Source organism: Actinomadura opuntiae, assembly GCF_030283205.1.
Classification (GTDB): Bacteria; Actinomycetota; Actinomycetes; order Streptosporangiales; family Streptosporangiaceae; genus Spirillospora.
Genome location: NZ_JASNWF010000004.1, coordinates 468,538 through 485,915 on the forward strand (window position 1 = coordinate 468,538; position 17,378 = coordinate 485,915).

Here is a 17,378-nt window from a genome sequence, read left to right on the forward strand (position 1 = left end):
CTCATCCGTCCCGAGCTTGCCGTCTTCGCGGTCGGGTACCCCTTCGCCGGATGTGTCGCCTAGTCTTCGGGGGAGCCATGGGCGTGCGGGGCGGAACGGCCGCTGCGGGACTGAGGAGCGTCGGAAGCTTGCGAGCAGGACGACAGGGGCGGACCGGAGTCCGGCGCGCCATGCCGATCATCGCTGTACCGCTGAGCGCGGTCTGTCTGCTGGCGGCGCCCGCCGCCGCGGCACCGGCGGCCGCCCCGGCGGGCCTCCCGGCCGCGGCGCCGCCGTCGGACCCGGTCGGCGGGCCCCAGCTGGCGAGCCGCGGCATCGTGCTGAACAAGGCGCCGGGCGTCCCGGCGCTGCCGAAGCTGAAGTTCTCCTCCTACCTCGTCGCCGACGCCGACACCGGCGCGGTGCTCGCCGCCAAGGACCCGCACGGGCAGTACCTTCCGGCCAGCACGCTGAAGACGCTGACGTCGGCGACCCTCGTCACCAAGCTCGACCCGAACCGGCTGGTCCGCCCCTCGCAGAAGGCGTGCGACGTCGAGGGCACCAAGGTCGGGCTGACCCCGAAGATGCAGTACAAGGTCTCCGACCTGTTCCACGCGCTGATGATGATGTCGGCGAACGACGCGGCGGTCACGCTCGCCGAGGCCAACGGCGGCATGAAGAAGACCATCGCCGACATGAACGCCGAGGCGAAGTACCTGCACGCGGACGACACGCTCGCCGCGTCGCCGAACGGCCTCGACGTCGACTACGGCCTCAACCTCCGCACCCAGCACACCTCGGCCTACGACCTGGTGCTGTTCCTGCGGGAGGCGATGAAGAGCCCGCAGTTCCGGACGTACGTGCAGGCCACCCAGTTCCAGTTCCCGGCGCCGCCGACCAAGAAGGAGCGCAAGAAGCACAAGAAGGTCGGCGGCTACCCGATCTACACGCACAACAAGCTGCTGCCGGGCCAGAAGTACGGCTACCGGGGCATGCTCGGCGGCAAGAACGGCTACACCGTGCACGCCCAGCAGACCTACGTCGCCGAGGCGCGGCGCGACGGGCACACGATCATCGTCTCGGTGATGCACGGCGAGAGCTCGCCGTTCCAGTCCGCCGCCAAGCTGCTGGACTGGGGCTTCGCCGCGCGCGGCAAGGTCCAGCCGGTCGGCACGCTGGCCGCGCCCGGCAACGCCCAGGCGAAGAAGCACGCCGACGGCGAGTCGGGCGGCGTGCTCCCCGGCACCTCGCTGGACTCCTCGGACGGCTCGTCCGCCCTCGTCTACGAGATCGGCGGCGGCATAGCCGGCGGGGTGCTGGCCGCCGGCGTGCTGCTCGCGGTGTACCGGCGCCGGCGCCGCCACCCCCTGCCGGGCACCGCCGGGAACCAGGGCGGCGGCTACCGGACGTCCTACGAGGACGCCCCGCACCGCGACGACGCCGCCCCCCATGACGGGCCGTCCTACGACGACACGGCCCGCTGACGACGGCAGAGCCCGCTAGACGCCACCTCGCTAGAGACCGCGGGACGGCCCGCTAGAGCGGCGCGTTCGCGGTGCCGGGCTTCGGCTTCGCGGTGTCGCCGCTCGCGCGGTCCCCGTCCCGGTCCCCGTCGCCATTCCGGCGACGTTCCCCGTCCTCGTCGCCGTCCGGCTCGCGGCGCTTCTCCAGCTCCGTGACCTCCTGCTCGGCGAGGTTCTCCGGGTCCCCGGCGTCGGCCTTCAGCACGACGCTGCGGGTCGCCGTCCACGCCGCGACGAACAGGACGAACCGGGACACGATGTTGATCCACACCATCAGCCCGACCAGGACGGCGAACGAGGCGTAGACCGGGTTCTGCGTCGTCCGGCCGATCAGCAGCGTCGCGACCTGCTTGAGCAGCTCCAGGCCGAGCGCGCCGAACAGCGCGCCGCGGATGATCCGCCGCCAGGGCGCGATCGTGCCCGACAGCCGGGTGAACAGCACCAGGAAGATCACCGTGTCGAACGCGACGGCGCAGGCCAGCGACAGCAGCCGCAGCCCGGTGCCGGCGCCCGGGACGTCGTCCAGCGAGAACCAGCCGAGCACGGTGTGGGTCGCCGACGAGGTGACCGTCGACACCGCCATCCCGCAGATGAGGATGACGCCGAGGAACACCAGGACGGCCAGGTCCCACAGCCGCTTGAGGAAGTAGTTGCCGCCGCCGGTGGGCGGGTTGCCCCAGATGTCGCGCAGCGACTCGCGCAGCACCTGCACCCAGCCGAGCCCGGTGAACAGCAGCGCGACCACGCCCACGACCCCGACGGCCGTCTTGGACTGCGCGATCTGCTCCACCTGCAGCTGGTCCGACAGGCCCGGCAGCAGCTCACGGACGGCCCTGACGAAGTAGTCGCGGGCCTGCGTGCTGATGCCGACCAGGTAGCCGAGCAGCGAGTACGCCAGCGCCAGCAGCGGGAAGAACGACAGGAACCCGTAGCAGGTCAGGGCGGCGGCGAGCCGGTCGCCGCGGCGCTCGGTGTAGCGGTCGAACGCGCGGGCGAGGTGGTCGAACCAGCGCCAGCGGGCGCGGGCGGCGCGCAGCCGGCCCTTCCCGGCCTCCAGCAGGCCGTCGATCCCCCGCTGAATCCCGCTGATCACCTGCCGCATGTACGCAACGTACCCAACCCTTGGCCCACGATGCGGCGGACGGTAATCAACCGTTGAACGTTGAGTGGCGTTTCCCGTTGCCGAACACGAAATCGCATTGCGGCCGCCATACGCCGTCCAGGCCGTGCTCGTACAGCGAGAAACCCCACGCCTCGAATTCGGCGCGGTAGCTCGACAGGTCCTTGTACGCCCGGTCCATCACGTCGTCGGGCAGGTGGTGGGCGATGGTGATGTGCGGGTGGTACGGGAACGGCAGCGGGCGCGCGAGCGGCCCGGACGCGACCTTCGCCTGGACGCGCTCGCAGCCGCCGATCCCCTGCGCCAGCGCCACGAAGACGACCGGGGACACCGGTCGGAACGTTCCGCTGCCGCGCAACCGGATGCGGAACGGCCGCTCGGAATGCGCCACGGCCAGCAGGTGCGCCTCGATCGCGTCCATCTCGTCGGCGGTCACCTCGGTCGGCGGCATCAGCGTGATGTGCGTCGGGATCGCGGTGGCGAGCGGGTCGCCGTAGGACGCGCGGGTGCGCTGCAGCGCCGTCGCGTACGGCTCGGGGACCGGGATCGCCACCCCGATCATCCGGACGCCGCCGGACGCGGCCGGGCCCGCGGGCATCCCCACGAAGGTGTCCGCGGGCACGGATCGCGTCCCCTCGCCCGCCACGGTCAGCGACCGCGTCCCACGAAGCCGACCCGGTCGCGGACGACGTCCATGGTGCGCGCGGCGGCCGCGCCGGCGCGCGCGGCGCCCTTCTCCAGGATCCGGTCCAGCTCGGCCGGGTCGTCCAGCAGCTCGGCGGTGCGCTCGCGGATCGGGGTGAAGGTGTCCAGCACGACCTCGGCGAGGTCCTTCTTGAACTGGCCGTAGCCGGACCCGGCGTAGCGCGCCTCCAGGTCGGCGACGGACGCGCCGGACAGCGCGGAGTAGATCCGCAGCAGGTTGGTGACGCCGGCCTTCTTCTCCTCGTCGTACACGACCTCGGTGCCGGTGTCGGTGACCGCGCGCATGATCTTCTTGCGCATCGGGCCGGGGGCCTCCAGCACGTCGATGATGCCCTGCGGCGAGGACGCCGACTTGCTCATCTTCGCGCCCGGCTCCTGCAGGTCGGTGATCTTCGCGGCGCCCTCGGGGATGTGCGCCTCCGGCGCGACGAACGTCTCGCCGAACCGGTGGTTGAACCGCTGCGCCAGCGTCCGGGTCAGCTCCAGGTGCTGCCGCTGGTCCTCGCCGACGGGGACGCGCAGGACCGTGCTGCCGGGCTCCGGCGTGTACAGCAGGATGTCGGCGGCCTGCAGGACCGGGTAGGTGAACAGCCCGACGCTGGTCGCCGACGTCCCCTGCTTGGACGACTTGTCCTTGAACTGGGTCATCCGGCTCGCCTCGCCGAACCCGGTGAGGCAGCCCATCACCCACGCCAGCTCGGCGTGCTCGGGGACGTGGCTCTGCACGAACAGCGCCGAGCGGTCGGGGTCGACGCCCATCGCGATCAGCTGCGCGACCGACGCCCGGGTGCGGCGCCGCAGCACCTCGGGGTCGTGCTCGACCGTGATGGCGTGCAGGTCGACCACGCAGTAGAACGCCTCGTGGGTGTCCTGCAGCGCCACCCACTGCCGCAGCGCGCCCAGATAGTTGCCGAGGTGGAACGAGTCGGCGGTGGGCTGGATGCCGGAGAGCACCCGCGGGGCGGGCGCCCCGGACGTGCCGCCGGGGCCGGAGGCCGCGTGGTCGGATACTGCGGGGCTGGACGCTTCGGGCATGTGCACGGACCGATTCTCTCAGGTGTCTGCGGAGGCTCCGCCGCCGGTGGCGGCGTCGCCGGCCGGTCGCGGGGCCGCGGCCGGGGGCACGGGTGCCGCCGGCGCCGCCGCACGCCGCGCCGCCGGCCGTGCCGCGTGCCGCACCGCCTGCACCGCCGCCGGTGCCTGCGCCGCCTGGGGTGCCGCCCGCGGCGTGACGCGCACGCGGGCCACCCGCCGGCCCTCCATCCGGGCCACCCGCAGGTCCCGGCCGGCGGCCCGCACCGAGTCGCCCTCGGCGGGGACGCGGCCGAGCACCGCCATGATGTGCCCGGCGACCGTCTCGTACGGCCCGGCCGGCAACCGGATGCCGGTCTCGGCGGCGAAGTCGTCCAGGTTGAGCAGGCCGTCGACCTCGACCACCCCGCCGTGCAGGCGCCGCGCCTGCGCGTCCTGCACATCATATTCGTCGCGGATGTCGCCGATCAGCTCCTCCATCAGGTCTTCCAGCGTGACGATCCCGGCGACGCCGCCGTACTCGTCCATGACGATCGCCAGATGGCAGCCCTCCCGCCGCATCTCCGACAGCACCGGCAGGACCCGCTGCGAGGACGGCAGGAACTTCACCGGCCGCACCAGCTCCCCGACCGGCCGCTCACGGTCGCGGTCCTCGGGGACGAGCAGGTCCCGGATGTGGACGAAGCCGATCACCTCGTCGTGCGAGCCGCGGCACACCGGGAACCGCGAGTGCGGGCTGCCCGCCGCGGCCCGCGCCGCCGTGCCGAGCGGCAGCGCCGCGTCCAGGAACACCACCTCGGTGCGGGGCACCAGCACCTCCCGCAGCGGCCGCTCCCCCGCCGCGAACACCTCCTCGATCAGCGCCCGCTCGTCCGCCGCGATCTGGGTGTTCTCGGCCACGAGCGCGCGCATCCGCTCGGCGGTCGGCTCCTCGCGCAGCGAGTGCGGGTCCCCGCCCGCGAGCCGCACCACCAGGTCCGTGGCGGCCGACAGCAGCCGCACCAGCGGACGCGCGAGCCGCCCCGGCGGCCGGAACGCCACCGGGGCGGGCGCGGGCTTGCCGGCCGGCATCCGGTCCATGGGGTGTCCCTTCCCCGTTCCGCGTCCCCGATAGCCCCCGCGGGGCGGCCGCGGCGGTTCGGGATCTCCGCGTCCCGGGTTGCGGATAGCCTGGGCGGCACCCCGCCGTCCTGTCCGCTCTCATGGAGGTCCGTACGTGAAGCTGCTCGTCACCGGAGGCGCCGGCTACATCGGCAGCGTCGTCTCCGCACTGCTGCTGGAGGCGGGGCACGAGGTCGTCGTGCTGGACGACCTGTCCACCGGGCACGAGGACGCCGTCCCGGCCGGCGCGCGGCTGGTGCGCGGCACGCTGCGCGGGGCCGCCGCAGAGGTGCTGGGCGGCGCGGGCTTCGACGCGGTGCTGCACTTCGCCGCCAGGTCGCTGGTCGGCGAGTCGGTCGAGAACCCCGGCCTGTACTGGGACAAGAACCTCGGCGAGTCGCTGGCGCTGCTGGAGGCGATGCGGGCCGCCGGGGTCCCGCGGATCGTGTTCTCCTCCACCGCCGCCACCTACGGCGAGCCGGAGTCGACGCCGATCCTGGAGACCGACCCGACCCGCCCGACCAACCCCTACGGCGCGTCCAAGCTGGCGATCGACACCACGCTGGCCGAGTACGCGCGGCTGCACGGCATCGGCGGCGTCTCGCTGCGCTACTTCAACGTCGCCGGCGCCTACGGGACGCAGGGCGAGCGGCACACCGTCGAGACGCACCTGATCCCGAACGTGCTGAAGATCGCCAACGGGGACGGCGCGGCCGCGAAGCTGTACGGCGAGGACTACCCGACCCCCGACGGCACCTGCGTCCGCGACTACATCCACGTCGCCGACCTCGGCCGGGCCCACCTGCTCGCGCTGGACGCCTGCGAGCCCGGCGCCCACCAGATCTTCAACCTGGGCAGCGGCACCGGCTACTCCGTCCGCGAGGTCGTCGAGGTCTGCCGCGAGGTCACCGGGCGCGACATCCCGGCGGAGGCGCACCCGCGCCGCCCCGGCGACCCGGCCGTGCTGATCGCGTCCTCGGACAAGATCCAGTCGCAGCTCGGCTGGAAGGTCGAGCGGGACCTGCACGCGATGGTGTCGGACGCCTGGACCTTCCTGCGCTCGCGATGACCGATCTGCGCACCGCCTTCGGCGAGGCCTTCGGGCGGGCCGCCGAGGGCGTCTGGCACGCGCCCGGGCGGATCAACCTGATCGGCGAGCACACCGACTACAACGACGGCCTGGTCCTGCCGTTCGCGCTGTCGCGCGGCGTGTCGGTGGCCGCCGCGCGGCGCGGCGACGGCGTGGTCGAGGTCCGCTCCCTCCAGGCGGACGGCACCGTCACCGCGCCCGTCGACGGCGGCACGGTCGTCTCCGAGGGCTGGCCGCCCGAGCACGCCTGGGCCGCCTACCCCGTCGGCACGGCGCGGGTGCTGCGCGAGCACGGCACCGGCGGCGCGTCCCTGCTGGTCGACTCCGATCTGCCGCAGGGCGCGGGCCTGTCGTCGTCGGCCGCGCTGGAGTGCGCGACCGCGCTGGCGCTCTGCGATCTGCACGGCGTCGAGATCGGCCGTCCCGAGCTGGCCCGGCTGGCGCAGCGCGCCGAGAACGAGCAGGTCGGCATGCCGTGCGGGTTGATGGACCAGTCCGCGTCGCTGCTGTGCACGCCCGGCCACGCGCTGCTGCTCGACTGCCGCAGCGGCCTGTCGTCGCAGGTGCCGTTCGACCCGTCCGAGGCCGGGCTGACCCTGCTGGCCGTCGACACCCGCGCCTCCCACGCCCTCACCGGCGGCGACTACGGGCGGCGGCGCGCCGAATGCGAGCAGGCCGCGGCGCTGCTCGGCGTCGACGCGCTCCGCGACGTCAAGGACCTCGCCGGGGCGCTCGGCGCGCTCGGCGACCCGGTGCTGCGGCGCCGCGTCCAGCACGTCGTCACCGAGAACCACCGCGTCGAGGCGTCCGCCGGGCTGCTGCGCGCGGGCGCCGTCGCCGAGCTCGGCGCGATGCTGAACGCCTCGCACCTGTCGTTGCGCGACCAGTTCGAGATCTCCTGGCCGGAGGCCGACACCGCCGTCGACGCGGCGCTGCGCGCGGGCGCCCGCGGCGGCCGGATGATCGGCGGCGGGTTCGGCGGCTCGGTGATCGTGCTCACCGCGTCCGACCGCGCCGGGCGGGTCCGCGACGCGATCGCCGCGGCCTACGCCAAGCGCGGCTGGACGGCGCCGCGGTTCCTCGACGCCGTCCCGTCCGCCGGAGCCCGCCGCCTGCCCTGACCCCCGCCTTCCCGCGCCCGGTCAGCCCTGGAGCGCCGACCTGATGTCGGCGAGGAGGGCGGCGGCCTGGTCGGCGGGGCCGGACTCGTCCAGGGCGCGGAAGCCGTCCACGGCGGCGGACGCGTGCGGCTCCGCGTCCGCCGGACGGCCCGTCTGCGCGAGGATCCGGGCCTGGTCGTACGACACGAGCGCGGTCTCCCAGATGCGCGGCGGGCCGTCCGGCAGGGCGTCCAGGGCCGCGCGGGCCGTCTCGACCGTCGTGACGGCCTTCTCCGGCTCGCCGCTCCACAGCAGGCACATCGCGCCGCGGCGGCGGGCCCGGACGACACCGTACGGGTCGCCGGCCCTGTCGTGCGCCTCGGCCGCCTCGGCGAACCGCTCGGCGGCATGGGCGTCCTTGTCCAGGTTCGTCAGGAGTTCGGCCGCCTCCTCCAGGAAGTGCGCGACGGCGTCGTGCTGTCCGTCCTTCGCGGCGTCCTCGGCGAGGGACGCGAACGTCGCGGCGCCGCCCTCCTCGCCGAGCCCCTTCTGCGCGTGCGCGAGGATGAGCCGGCAGCGCCGCCCGGCGTCGTCGCCGATCTGCGGCAGCGCCTCCTCGGCGACCTCCGCGGCCTCCAGGTGGCGGCCCGCCTCCAGGTAACCGGCGGCGAGATCGACGCGCAGGTGGACGGCCTGCTCGTGCATGCCCTCGGCCGTCCACGCCGCGACGGCCTCGGCGAGATCGGCGACCGCGTCCGCGGGACGGCCCGCGGCCAGCAGCGCCAGGCCCCGCTCGGTGTGGGCCGACGCGCGCATCGGCGACGGCTCGGGCATCGCGGCGATCGCCTCGTCGAGCAGCGCGAACGCCTCCTCCGCCGGTCCGCCGGAGCCGCCCTCGGGCGCGGGCTCGCGGACCAGGACCTGGCCGAGCAGCAGCGCCGGAGCGGACGCCTCCTCCGGATCGTCCGATGCGCGAGCCGCCTCGAGGGACCGCCGCAGCGCCGCGATCGCCTCGCCGGTCTCCCCGGCCAGCAGCAGCGCCCGGCCCCGCAGGAACCACAGCTCGCCCGCCCGGTCGGGGGCGTCGTCCGGGTCGACGCGGTCGAGCACGGCGAGGACGTCGGCGTGCCGGTCGCGCCTCAGGTGGACGGCGGCCAGCCGGAGCAGCGCCGCCGTGGCGGCCCCGTCCTCGCCCGGATGCGCGGTGAAGTGGTCGGCGGCGGCGTTCAGCTCGTCCAGCCCGCGGTCGTCGCCCGCGTCGCAGCGGAATGCGCCGAGGCGGCTCAGCACGCGGTACCGCCGCGTCGGCTCGTCCAGCTCGCCGTACAACTGGAGCGCCTCCTCCCAGCACGCGATCGCGCCCTCCTGATCGCCGTCCATCGCCCGCTCGACGCCCCGGGCGTCCAGCCGCCGCGCCCGCTGCAGGGGCGTCGGCTCGGTCGTCTCGGCGACGGCGTCGAAGCGCCGCCAGGCGGCCAGCGTGCGGGCCCTGTCGCGGCGGGTGCGGCGCTCGTCCCCGATGGCCAGCAGCGCGTCGAGGTCGGTCTCCGTCTCGATGCCGTCCGGCTCGGGCCGCCGCGCGGCGGGTTCCGGCGCCGGGGCGGCAGCGGACCGGCGGTGGTGGGGAGCCAGCGGGACGAACCCGGCGACCGGCTCGGCCGCCAGGATCGCGCGCACCTTGTCGCCCTGGTGGGACGTGCCGTTGCGGGCGTCGAACCGGGCCGCCAGCTCCGTCGCGCGGGCCTCCAGCTCGGCGCCCAGCTCCGCGAGCGGCACGTCCGCCGCCGGACGGTCGCCCGACGCTGGCCGGCGGACCGTCGCCGCGCCGTGCCCGGACGCCGCCGCCCTGCCCAGCACCGCGGCCGCCGCCGCGGCGAACACCATCTCCGCGTGGACGTGCGGCGCCCGCTCCAGCCATCCGAGATGCCGCTGCACGATCTCCACGCCGCGCGCCTCGTTGCCGGTCAGCGCGCAGAACTCCAGGTGCTCGGCGACGTCCCCCAGGTCGGCGATCCGGCTCCGGTGCACCCGGTACGCGCGGCGGTGCGCGTCGGCCGCCGCCTCCGGCCGGCCCGTGCGCAGGTACACCGGCATCATCGCCGTCTGGATGCCCTGCGGCTGCTCCTTGCAGGTCAGCTCGGCCGCCAGCACCGGCGCGGCGATCGCGGCGGCCTCCTCGTACCGGCCGGCATCCGCGAGGTGGTTCACCATGCCGGTCGGGTCGCAGCCCTCGCAGTCCGACAGCTGGTCCCGCTGCGCCGCGCGCCACCGGGCGAACCAGTCGTCGGCCGACGGGTCGCCGATGTGGCGGGCGAGGATGTGCCGCCGCCGGTACACCGCCTGGAGGCTGTGCCCGCCCGCGCGGTAGCGCCGCTCCATGTCGTCCAGCACCGCCCGGGTCCGGTCGAGGGGGATCTCCGGGAACTTCGTGAGGGAGCTCACCACCGCTTTCATCTGCCACAGCAGCACGAGCGGCTCGTCGTAGCGGCCCGGGTCGCGGTCGTGCTCGGCGAGCGTCCTGCCGAACGTCGCGAACGCCTTCGCGGGCTCGCCGCCGAACTGGTAGGCGTCGGTCAGCCGGGTCCGCACGCGGAACGCCAGCACGTCGTCGCCCGCCTCCTCCGCGCGGCGCAGCGCGTCCTCGACCAGGACGGTCCGCGCCTCCCCGTACGGAAGCTCCTGCGCACGCCCCATCAGCGCATAGACGTCGTCGGTGCTCACTGGGTGGCCTCCGGGCTGTGGACGGCCCACTCCAGCAGGCCGATGAAGGAACGGTTCAGCACCGCCGTGTCGGCGGGACGCAGCGGATGGTGCCCCAGCAGCAGCGCCTGCCCGTACAGCGCCTGGACGGCGGGCTCCACAGGCCCGCCCTCGCCCAGCGCCGTGACCCGGCGCGTCAGCGGGTTGCGGTAGTTCAGCACCAGCTGCGGACGCTCCAGGCCGGCCGACGCGCCGACCGCGCCGAGCACGCCCGCCCACAGCTCGCCCGCCTCCTCCCGCGCCCGCGCCAGCTCGTCCCGGAACTGCGCGCCACGGCTGGTCAGATACAGCGCCGGAAGCGACGCCGGATCGAAGTCGCGGACCACCACCTCGCAGCCGAGCCGCTCCACGGCCCGCTGCGCCGCCGCCAGGAACGGCCGCAGCGCCAGCTCCGCCGCCGGGTCCAGCACACCGAACGTCGTGGTCAGCTCCGCCGCGTCCAGCCGGGGCAGCCGGATGTCCGGATCGAGGTCGGGCAGCCGCTCGATGATCTCGGTGTCGTGCACGTAACCGCCGTTGACCAGCCCGACGCCCTGCGCCCCCGCCACCGCCGACAGCCGCCGGAACTCCTCCACGCTCCCGGTGAACCGGCCCTGCGGATGCCGCCGCCGGAACTCGTGCAGCGTCATCGGACCGGCGGACGTCTCGTAGTCCATCCACCGGTCGACGATCCGCAGCATGTCGTCGTCGTGCAGCGCCATCGCCTTCACGCCCAGCTGATGCAGCCGCAGGAACCCGCGCAGCCGCGCCGGATCGGTCTCCGACAACCGCACCAGCCACTGCCGCAGCACCTCCCCGAGGCCCTGCCGCGCCGACTCCAGCAGCTCGTCCTCGAACAGCGCCTCGCGGCTCGCCGTCGGCCGCAACTCCCCCGCGTCCACCACGCACCGGACGAAGAACGCCCACTCCGGCAGCAGCCCCTGCACGCTCTCGGCCAGCAGCATCCGCTTCAGGTAGACGCGGTGCGCGGCGCGGGCCGTCGGCGACACCGGTTCCGGCAGGACGAACGCGACGCCCGTCAGCCCCGCCTCCGCCACCTCCAGATCGACCACGTCGAACGGCGTGAACCCGAACAGCTCCTCGCAGTACCGCTCCAGCGCCCGCCGCCGCGCCGCCGGATCGGCATAGGACGCCCGCCACGGCGGCCCGTCGCCCGTGACCGCAACACCGTCCACCACCAGGTCGACGGGGAGGAGCGAGCCGTAGGCGCGGGCCAGCTCCGCCACGACCGGCGCGCTCAGCAGCTCCGCCGACCCCGGACGCGGCCGCAGCGTCACCGTCGTGCCCGGCTCGTCGCGCCGTGCCTGATCTTCTGTGGCCGGCTCGACCCGGTAGCTGCCCTCCGACCGGCCCGTCCACCGGACCGCCGCGCCGCCCTTCGCCGACCGCGACACCACCTCGATCTCGTCCGCGACCAGGAACGCCGACAGCAGCCCGATGCCGAACTGGCCGAGGAAGTCGTGCCGCGCGAACCCCAGGTCGTCTCGCTTGGACGACCGGCCGATCGTCGCCAGCAGCGTGTGCACCTCGTCCGCCGTCAGCCCGACGCCGTCGTCGTGCACCCGCAGCGTCCCGCCGCCGGTCTCGACCACCACCCGGCCGCCGCCCCCGCCCCGCGCGGTGATCGCGTCCACCGCGTTCTGCAGCAGCTCGCGCAGGTACACCCGCGGGCTCGCGTACAGATGACGGCTGAGCAGATCCACCACCCCGCGCAGATCCACCTGGAAAGCCTGATCCGCCACCCGTCGTCCCTCCCCGTCGCCTTCGAAACGATCACACCCTAACGACCGGCGCCGACACGTTTCGCGGGATTTACGACGCGAACGAGCCCCGGACCGCGCGGGTCCGGGGCTCGTCCGTGCGTACGGGTACGGCCGGTCAGATCAGGCCGAGCTTGCGGACCGCGTCGCGCTCCTCCGACAGCTCCTGCACCGACGCGTCGATCTTCGCGCGGGAGAAGTCGTTGATCTCCAGGCCCTGGACGATCTCCCACTTCCCGTCCTTGGCGGTGACCGGGAACGAGGAGATCAGGCCCTCCGGCACGCCGTAGGAGCCGTCCGACACGACCGCCATCGACGTCCAGTCGCCGTCGGCGGTGCCGTTCACCCAGGTGTGCACGTGGTCGATCGCCGCGGACGCCGCGGACGCCGCCGACGACGCGCCCCGCGCCTCGATGATCGCGGCGCCGCGCTTGGCGACGGTCGGGATGAAGTCGTTCTCCAGCCACGCCTGGTCGTTGACGGTCTCGGCCGCGTTCTTGCCGCCGATCTCGGCGTGGAACACGTCCGGGTACTGGGTGGCGGAGTGGTTGCCCCAGATGGTCATCTTCTTGATGTCGGCGACGGACACGCCCGCCTTCTTCGACAGCTGCGCGAGCGCCCGGTTGTGGTCCAGGCGGGTCATCGCGGTGAACCGCTCGGCGGGGACGTCCGGCGCGTGCGACTGCGCGATCAGCGCGTTGGTGTTGGCCGGGTTGCCGACCACCAGCACCCTGATGTCGTCGGCGGCGCCGGCGTTGATGGCCTCGCCCTGCGGCTTGAAGATGCCGCCGTTGGCCTCCAGCAGGTCGCCGCGCTCCATGCCCTTCGTGCGCGGGCGGGCGCCGACGAGCAGCGCCACGTTGGTGCCCTCGAACGCCTTGGCGGCGTCGTCGAAGATGTCGATGCCGCTCAGCAGCGGGAACGCGCAGTCGTCCAGCTCCATCGCGGTGCCCTCGGCGGCCTTCACCGCCTGCGGAATCTCCAGCAGCCGCAGGCGGACGGGTACGTCCGCGCCGAGCAGGTGCCCGGAGGCGATGCGGAACAGCAGCGCGTAGCCGATCTGGCCCGCGGCGCCGGTAACGGTGACTGTGACTGGGGTGCGCGTCATTGCCTTCTTCTCCTGCTGTGACCTGACGGGGCTCAGGCGGCCATCCTTCGAACCCGACCGCCGAAGAGCCGCCCATGGAACCGGTCCGCCGCACGGGTTCTCTCGCCGTCGAGATATTTCCGACGCCAGGCTATCGCGCGCCGCCCGCCCGCCATGCGCCAGGTGCCCGCCCCGGCATGGTTCACACCCGCCGACGCGAAAGGCCGCCCCGGACGGCTCCGGAACGGCCTTGCACGTCGAAGAAGGAACCCGATCAGGCGCTGACCTTCTTCTGGAGGTTGGTGTCCAGGGCCTCCAGGAACTCCTGCGTGGTCAGCCAGGGCGTCGAGCCGCCGACGAGCAGGGCCAGGTCCTTGGTCATCTGGCCGCTCTCGACCGTCTCGACGCAGACCTCCTCGAGGGCGCGCGCGAAGCCGATGAGCTCCTTGTTGCCGTCGAGCTTGCCGCGGTGCTCGAGGCCGCGGGTCCAGGCGAAGATCGACGCGATCGGGTTGGTCGACGTCGGCTTGCCCTGCTGGTGCTGCCGGTAGTGCCGGGTCACCGTGCCGTGCGCGGCCTCGGCCTCGACGGTCCTGCCGTCGGGCGTCATGAGGACGGAGGTCATCAGGCCGAGCGAGCCGAAGCCCTGCGCGAGGGTGTCGGACTGCACGTCGCCGTCGTAGTTCTTCGCGGCCCAGACGAAGCCGCCCTCCCACTTGAGCGCGGCGGCGACCATGTCGTCGATCAGCCGGTGCTCGTAGGTCAGGCCCTTGGCCTCGAAGTCCGACTTGAACTCGGTCTCGTAGATCTCCTGGAAGAGGTCCTTGAACCGGCCGTCGTAGGCCTTGAGGATCGTGTTCTTCGTCGACATGTACAGCGGCATCTCGCGGCTCAGCGCGTACCGCATGCTCGTCCGGGCGAAGTCGCGGATCGAGTCGTCGTAGTTGTACATGCCCATGGCGACGCCGCCGCCCGGGAAGTCCGCGACCTCGAACTCCATCGGCTCGCCCTCGCCCTGCGGCGTGTAGGTGATCGTCACCTTGCCGGGGCCGGGGACCACGAAGTCGGTCGCCTTGTACTGGTCGCCGTGGGCGTGCCGGCCGATGATGATCGGCTTGGTCCAGCCCGGCACCAGGCGGGGGATGTTCGACACCACGATGGGCTCGCGGAAGATCACGCCGCCGAGGATGTTGCGGATCGTTCCATTGGGGGAACGCCACATCTTCTTCAGGCCGAACTCTTCGACGCGCGCCTCGTCGGGGGTGATGGTGGCGCACTTGACGCCGACGCCGTGCTCGGCGATGGCGTTCGCGGCGTCGATGGTGACCTGGTCGTCCGTGGCGTCACGGTGCTCGATCCCCAGGTCGTAGTACTTCAGGTCCACGTCGAGATAGGGCAGGATCAGCTGGTCCTTGATGAATTTCCAGATGATCCGCGTCATTTCGTCGCCGTCGAGTTCGACGACCGGGCCCGCTACTTTGATCTTGGGCATGCTGTTGCTGTCCCTTTCCTACACCTGGCCAGCAGTCCTTGTAAGGCTCAACTGGCAAGGCTAGCCGAGGCCCGGACGCGGTCTAGACCTGGGCTCCGCGCGGGACCGGCCACATCCCGCCTGAGCTGCGGAAACGTCGTTAGCCCGGCGAACCGTCCCGGCGCCGGGCCAGCAGCAGGCGCACCGCGCGGGCCAGCATGACCAGGGCGATCAGCACCCCGAACGCGCCGGCGCCGACGAGGCCGGTCTTGTTCATCGGCGGGATGCTGAGCGCGACGAACGCCACCATCTCGCCGAGGATGACCATCGTCCAGCAGTCGATCTGGCGGCTGCGCACCGCGAGCAGCCCGAGCTGGGACTCCGGGAGCAGCAGCCGCGCGAGCGCGCCGAACAGCAGCGCGGCGGCCATCAGGCCGGAGCCCTTGCGGAAGTAGTTGAGCGCGCACAGCGTGAGGCCGCCGCCGACGCCGCTGAGCACGATCAGGTACGGCAGCCGCGCGAGCCAGTGCGGGGCGCCGCCCCCGCCCCGCGGCGCGCGCCGCCTGCGCCGGTGCACCTGCGTGCTCATGGGTCCACGGTAATGCCGATCGGCGCGTGGCACGACATCGCCGGCGCCGGACGGCGGGCTTGGGAGCCGGGTGAGGGGGCATGGAGATCGTCTCGGCGAATCGGCGGCCGGACTTGTGCGCCGGCGACGGAAACGCACCCGGCCCGGCTGGTGGCGAAGAGCCCCGAATGCCTTGTGCCATCGGTGCTACTCGCCAGTAGGAGGGTGTGGCGGGGGTCCGGCCGGGTAACCCGGCAGACAGGGGTCGCTAACTAGCTGGGAGGACTGCCGTGGAGGGGCCGTTCATGCGGATCGAGGACAGCGGGCTGGTGGTGCCGCTGCGCCCCGACGTTACGACGGTCGGGAGAGGGAGAGGAGTCGACATCCGCCTCGACGACCCGAGTGTGTCCCGTTTGCACGCAGAGATCGTGCGGCGCGGCCCGTACGTCTATGTCGTCGACATGGGCCTGTCCCGCAACGGGACACGTGTCAACGGCCGGCCGATCGCCCGCCGTGTCCTGGAGGACGGTGACGTCGTGAGCTTCGGCACGGCGCGCTGCCGGATGGGGGGCATCCCCCGTGAGGAGGTCGACCCGGACGTCGAGCTGCGGCGCGCCGTGGCCCCCGAGCTCACCCGCCGCGAGGTCGACGTGCTGACCGCGCTCTGCCGTCCCGCCCTGTCCGACGAGGCGTTCGTGGCCCCGGCCACGGCGCGCGACATCGCGGGCGAACTGGTCGTGACCGAGGCCGCGGTCAAGCAGCACCTGCTGCGGCTCTACCAGAAGTTCCGCATCCCCGAGGGGGCCAACCGGCGCACCCGGCTGGCCAACGAGGTCATCGCGATGGGCCTCGTCCGGCCGCTGCCGCCGGTGCACGTCCCCCAGCAGGGCCGCCCCCCGATCGACGGGCGGCCACCGGGGATGCGGGGTCCGGCGGAGGCGCGCAGGCCCGGGGCGCCGGGTCACGCCACCGGCCATCCCACGGGCCCGGCCCGCGCCGCGCACACCGCGGCGAGCCGCCGGGCCAGCTGAGAGGCCGGGCCGAACGTGCGATCGCCCTCACCGGCAGCGCAGTCGAGGGCGATCGCCGTACCGGCCGGAGCGGGGCCGCGCAGGTGACGGCGCGGTCCCGCCCGGAGGACCCCTGACAGGCGGGAGTGACAGGCGAGAGGGCCGCCACCACGGGTGCGGTGGCGGCCCTCTCGCCTGCCCGGAGCCGTCAGCCGGCCTGCCGCTCGGCGGCCTCGACGACGTTCTGCAGCAGCATGGCGCGGGTCATGGGGCCGACGCCGCCGGGGTTCGGGGCGACCCAGCCGGCGACCTCGCGGACGTCGGCGGCGACGTCGCCGGCGAGCTTGCCGTCGACACGCGAGACGCCGACGTCCAGCACCGCGGCGCCGGGCTTGACCATGCCGGCGGTGATCAGGCCGGGGACCCCGGCGGCGGCGACGACGATATCGGCGGCGCGGGTGTGCGCGGCGAGGTCGCGGGTGGCGGTGTGGCAGAGCGTGACGGTGGCGTTCTCGCTGCGCCGGGTCAGCAGCAGGCCGAGCGAGCGGCCGACGGTGATGCCGCGGCCGACGACGGTGACCTCGGCGCCCTTGATCGCCACGTCGAAGCGGCGCAGGAGCTCGATGATGCCCTTCGGGGTGCAGGGCAGGGGGCCGGGCTGCATCAGGACGAGCCGTCCGAGGTTGGTCGGGTGCAGGCCGTCGGCGTCCTTGGCGGGGTCGATCAGCTCCAGCACGCGCTGCTCGTCCAGGCCCTTCGGCAGCGGCAGCTGGACGATGTAGCCGGTGCAGGCGGGGTCGGCGTTGAGCTCGGCGACGGCCTGCTCCACGTCCCCCTGGGTGGCGGTCGCGGGGAGGTCGCGGCGGATGCTCTCGATGCCGACCTCGGCGCAGTCGCGGTGCTTCATGTTGACGTAGGAGTGGCTGCCGGGGTCGTCGCCCACCAGCACCGTCCCGAGGCCCACGGACACGCCGCGGTCGCGCAGCGCCTCGACGCGCCCCTTGAGGTCGGAGCGGATCTCGGCCGCCGTGGCCTTGCCGTCCAGGATCTGTGCGGTCATGCATGCCTCCGC

Annotated in this window: 14 protein-coding genes; 4 read left to right on the plus strand and 10 right to left on the minus strand. The window is 73.6% G+C overall.

What is annotated here, in order from left to right; genetic code table 11:
• Window positions 1–170 precede the first annotated feature (170 nt).
• On the plus strand, window positions 171–1,463 hold the full coding sequence (locus QP089_RS10955; protein ID WP_285911388.1) for a D-alanyl-D-alanine carboxypeptidase family protein: 1,293 nt from the start codon (window positions 171–173) through the stop codon (window positions 1,461–1,463).
• Between the two features lie 52 nt (window positions 1,464–1,515).
• Here the strand turns inward: QP089_RS10955 and QP089_RS10960 are convergent, their stop codons facing one another.
• Genes QP089_RS10960 through QP089_RS10975 form a run of 4 tightly spaced genes read right to left on the minus strand, consistent with a single transcriptional unit; the run spans window position 1,516 to window position 5,439 of the window.
• Window positions 1,516–2,604, minus strand: coding sequence for a YihY/virulence factor BrkB family protein (locus tag QP089_RS10960; protein WP_285911389.1), 1,089 nt, complete (start codon window positions 2,602–2,604; stop codon window positions 1,516–1,518).
• Between the two features lie 46 nt (window positions 2,605–2,650).
• Window positions 2,651–3,244, minus strand: a complete 594-nt coding sequence (locus tag QP089_RS10965) for a 2'-5' RNA ligase family protein (RefSeq protein WP_285911390.1) — start codon at window positions 3,242–3,244, stop codon at window positions 2,651–2,653.
• 26 nt (window positions 3,245–3,270) lie between these two features.
• A complete protein-coding gene (trpS, locus tag QP089_RS10970) occupies window positions 3,271–4,362 on the minus strand; it encodes a tryptophan--tRNA ligase (RefSeq protein WP_285911469.1) in 1,092 nt (363 codons plus the stop codon).
• 18 nt (window positions 4,363–4,380) lie between these two features.
• Complete coding sequence (locus tag QP089_RS10975) at window positions 4,381–5,439, minus strand: hemolysin family protein (protein WP_285911391.1); 1,059 nt, start codon at window positions 5,437–5,439, stop codon at window positions 4,381–4,383.
• Window positions 5,440–5,575: 136 nt separating this feature from the next.
• Here QP089_RS10975 and galE point away from each other — a divergent pair, with 136 nt between their 5' ends.
• Window positions 5,576–6,529, plus strand: a complete 954-nt coding sequence (galE, locus tag QP089_RS10980) for a UDP-glucose 4-epimerase GalE (RefSeq protein ID WP_285911392.1) — start codon at window positions 5,576–5,578, stop codon at window positions 6,527–6,529.
• Window positions 6,526–7,671 carry a galactokinase gene (gene galK, locus QP089_RS10985; protein ID WP_285911393.1) on the plus strand — a complete coding sequence of 382 codons (1,146 nt, stop codon included), beginning with the start codon at window positions 6,526–6,528 and terminating at the stop codon, window positions 7,669–7,671. The genes galE and galK overlap by 4 nt, the downstream gene beginning before the upstream one ends.
• Before the next feature lie 21 nt (window positions 7,672–7,692).
• On the opposite strand, the gene QP089_RS10990 is transcribed toward galK, so the two are convergent.
• The 5 genes from QP089_RS10990 to QP089_RS11010 all read right to left on the minus strand — a co-directional run bounded on the left by QP089_RS10990 (window position 7,693) and on the right by QP089_RS11010 (window position 15,317).
• Entirely contained in the window at window positions 7,693–10,371 is a 2,679-nt protein-coding gene (locus tag QP089_RS10990; RefSeq protein WP_285911394.1) for a hypothetical protein, read from the minus strand.
• Complete coding sequence (locus tag QP089_RS10995; protein WP_285911395.1) at window positions 10,368–12,152, minus strand: HSP90 family protein; 1,785 nt, start codon at window positions 12,150–12,152, stop codon at window positions 10,368–10,370. The genes QP089_RS10990 and QP089_RS10995 overlap by 4 nt, the downstream gene beginning before the upstream one ends.
• A 136-nt stretch (window positions 12,153–12,288) precedes the next feature.
• The gene (locus QP089_RS11000; RefSeq protein WP_285911396.1) at window positions 12,289–13,278 is read right to left on the minus strand and encodes a malate dehydrogenase; all 990 of its coding nucleotides are present in this window, start codon (window positions 13,276–13,278) and stop codon (window positions 12,289–12,291) included.
• Window positions 13,279–13,531: 253 nt separating this feature from the next.
• A complete protein-coding gene (locus QP089_RS11005; protein ID WP_285911397.1) occupies window positions 13,532–14,749 on the minus strand; it encodes an NADP-dependent isocitrate dehydrogenase in 1,218 nt (405 codons plus the stop codon).
• A 139-nt stretch (window positions 14,750–14,888) separates the two neighbouring features.
• The gene (locus QP089_RS11010) at window positions 14,889–15,317 is read right to left on the minus strand and encodes a DUF3017 domain-containing protein (protein WP_285911398.1); all 429 of its coding nucleotides are present in this window, start codon (window positions 15,315–15,317) and stop codon (window positions 14,889–14,891) included.
• Window positions 15,318–15,586: 269 nt separating this feature from the next.
• On the opposite strand from QP089_RS11010, the gene QP089_RS11015 reads away from it, so the two are divergent.
• Complete coding sequence (locus tag QP089_RS11015) at window positions 15,587–16,327, plus strand: FHA domain-containing protein (protein ID WP_285911399.1); 741 nt, start codon at window positions 15,587–15,589, stop codon at window positions 16,325–16,327.
• Between the two features lie 187 nt (window positions 16,328–16,514).
• Here QP089_RS11015 and QP089_RS11020 read toward each other — a convergent pair whose 3' ends face one another.
• Entirely contained in the window at window positions 16,515–17,366 is an 852-nt protein-coding gene (locus QP089_RS11020; RefSeq protein WP_285911400.1) for a bifunctional methylenetetrahydrofolate dehydrogenase/methenyltetrahydrofolate cyclohydrolase, read from the minus strand.
• Window positions 17,367–17,378: the final 12 nt, after the last annotated feature.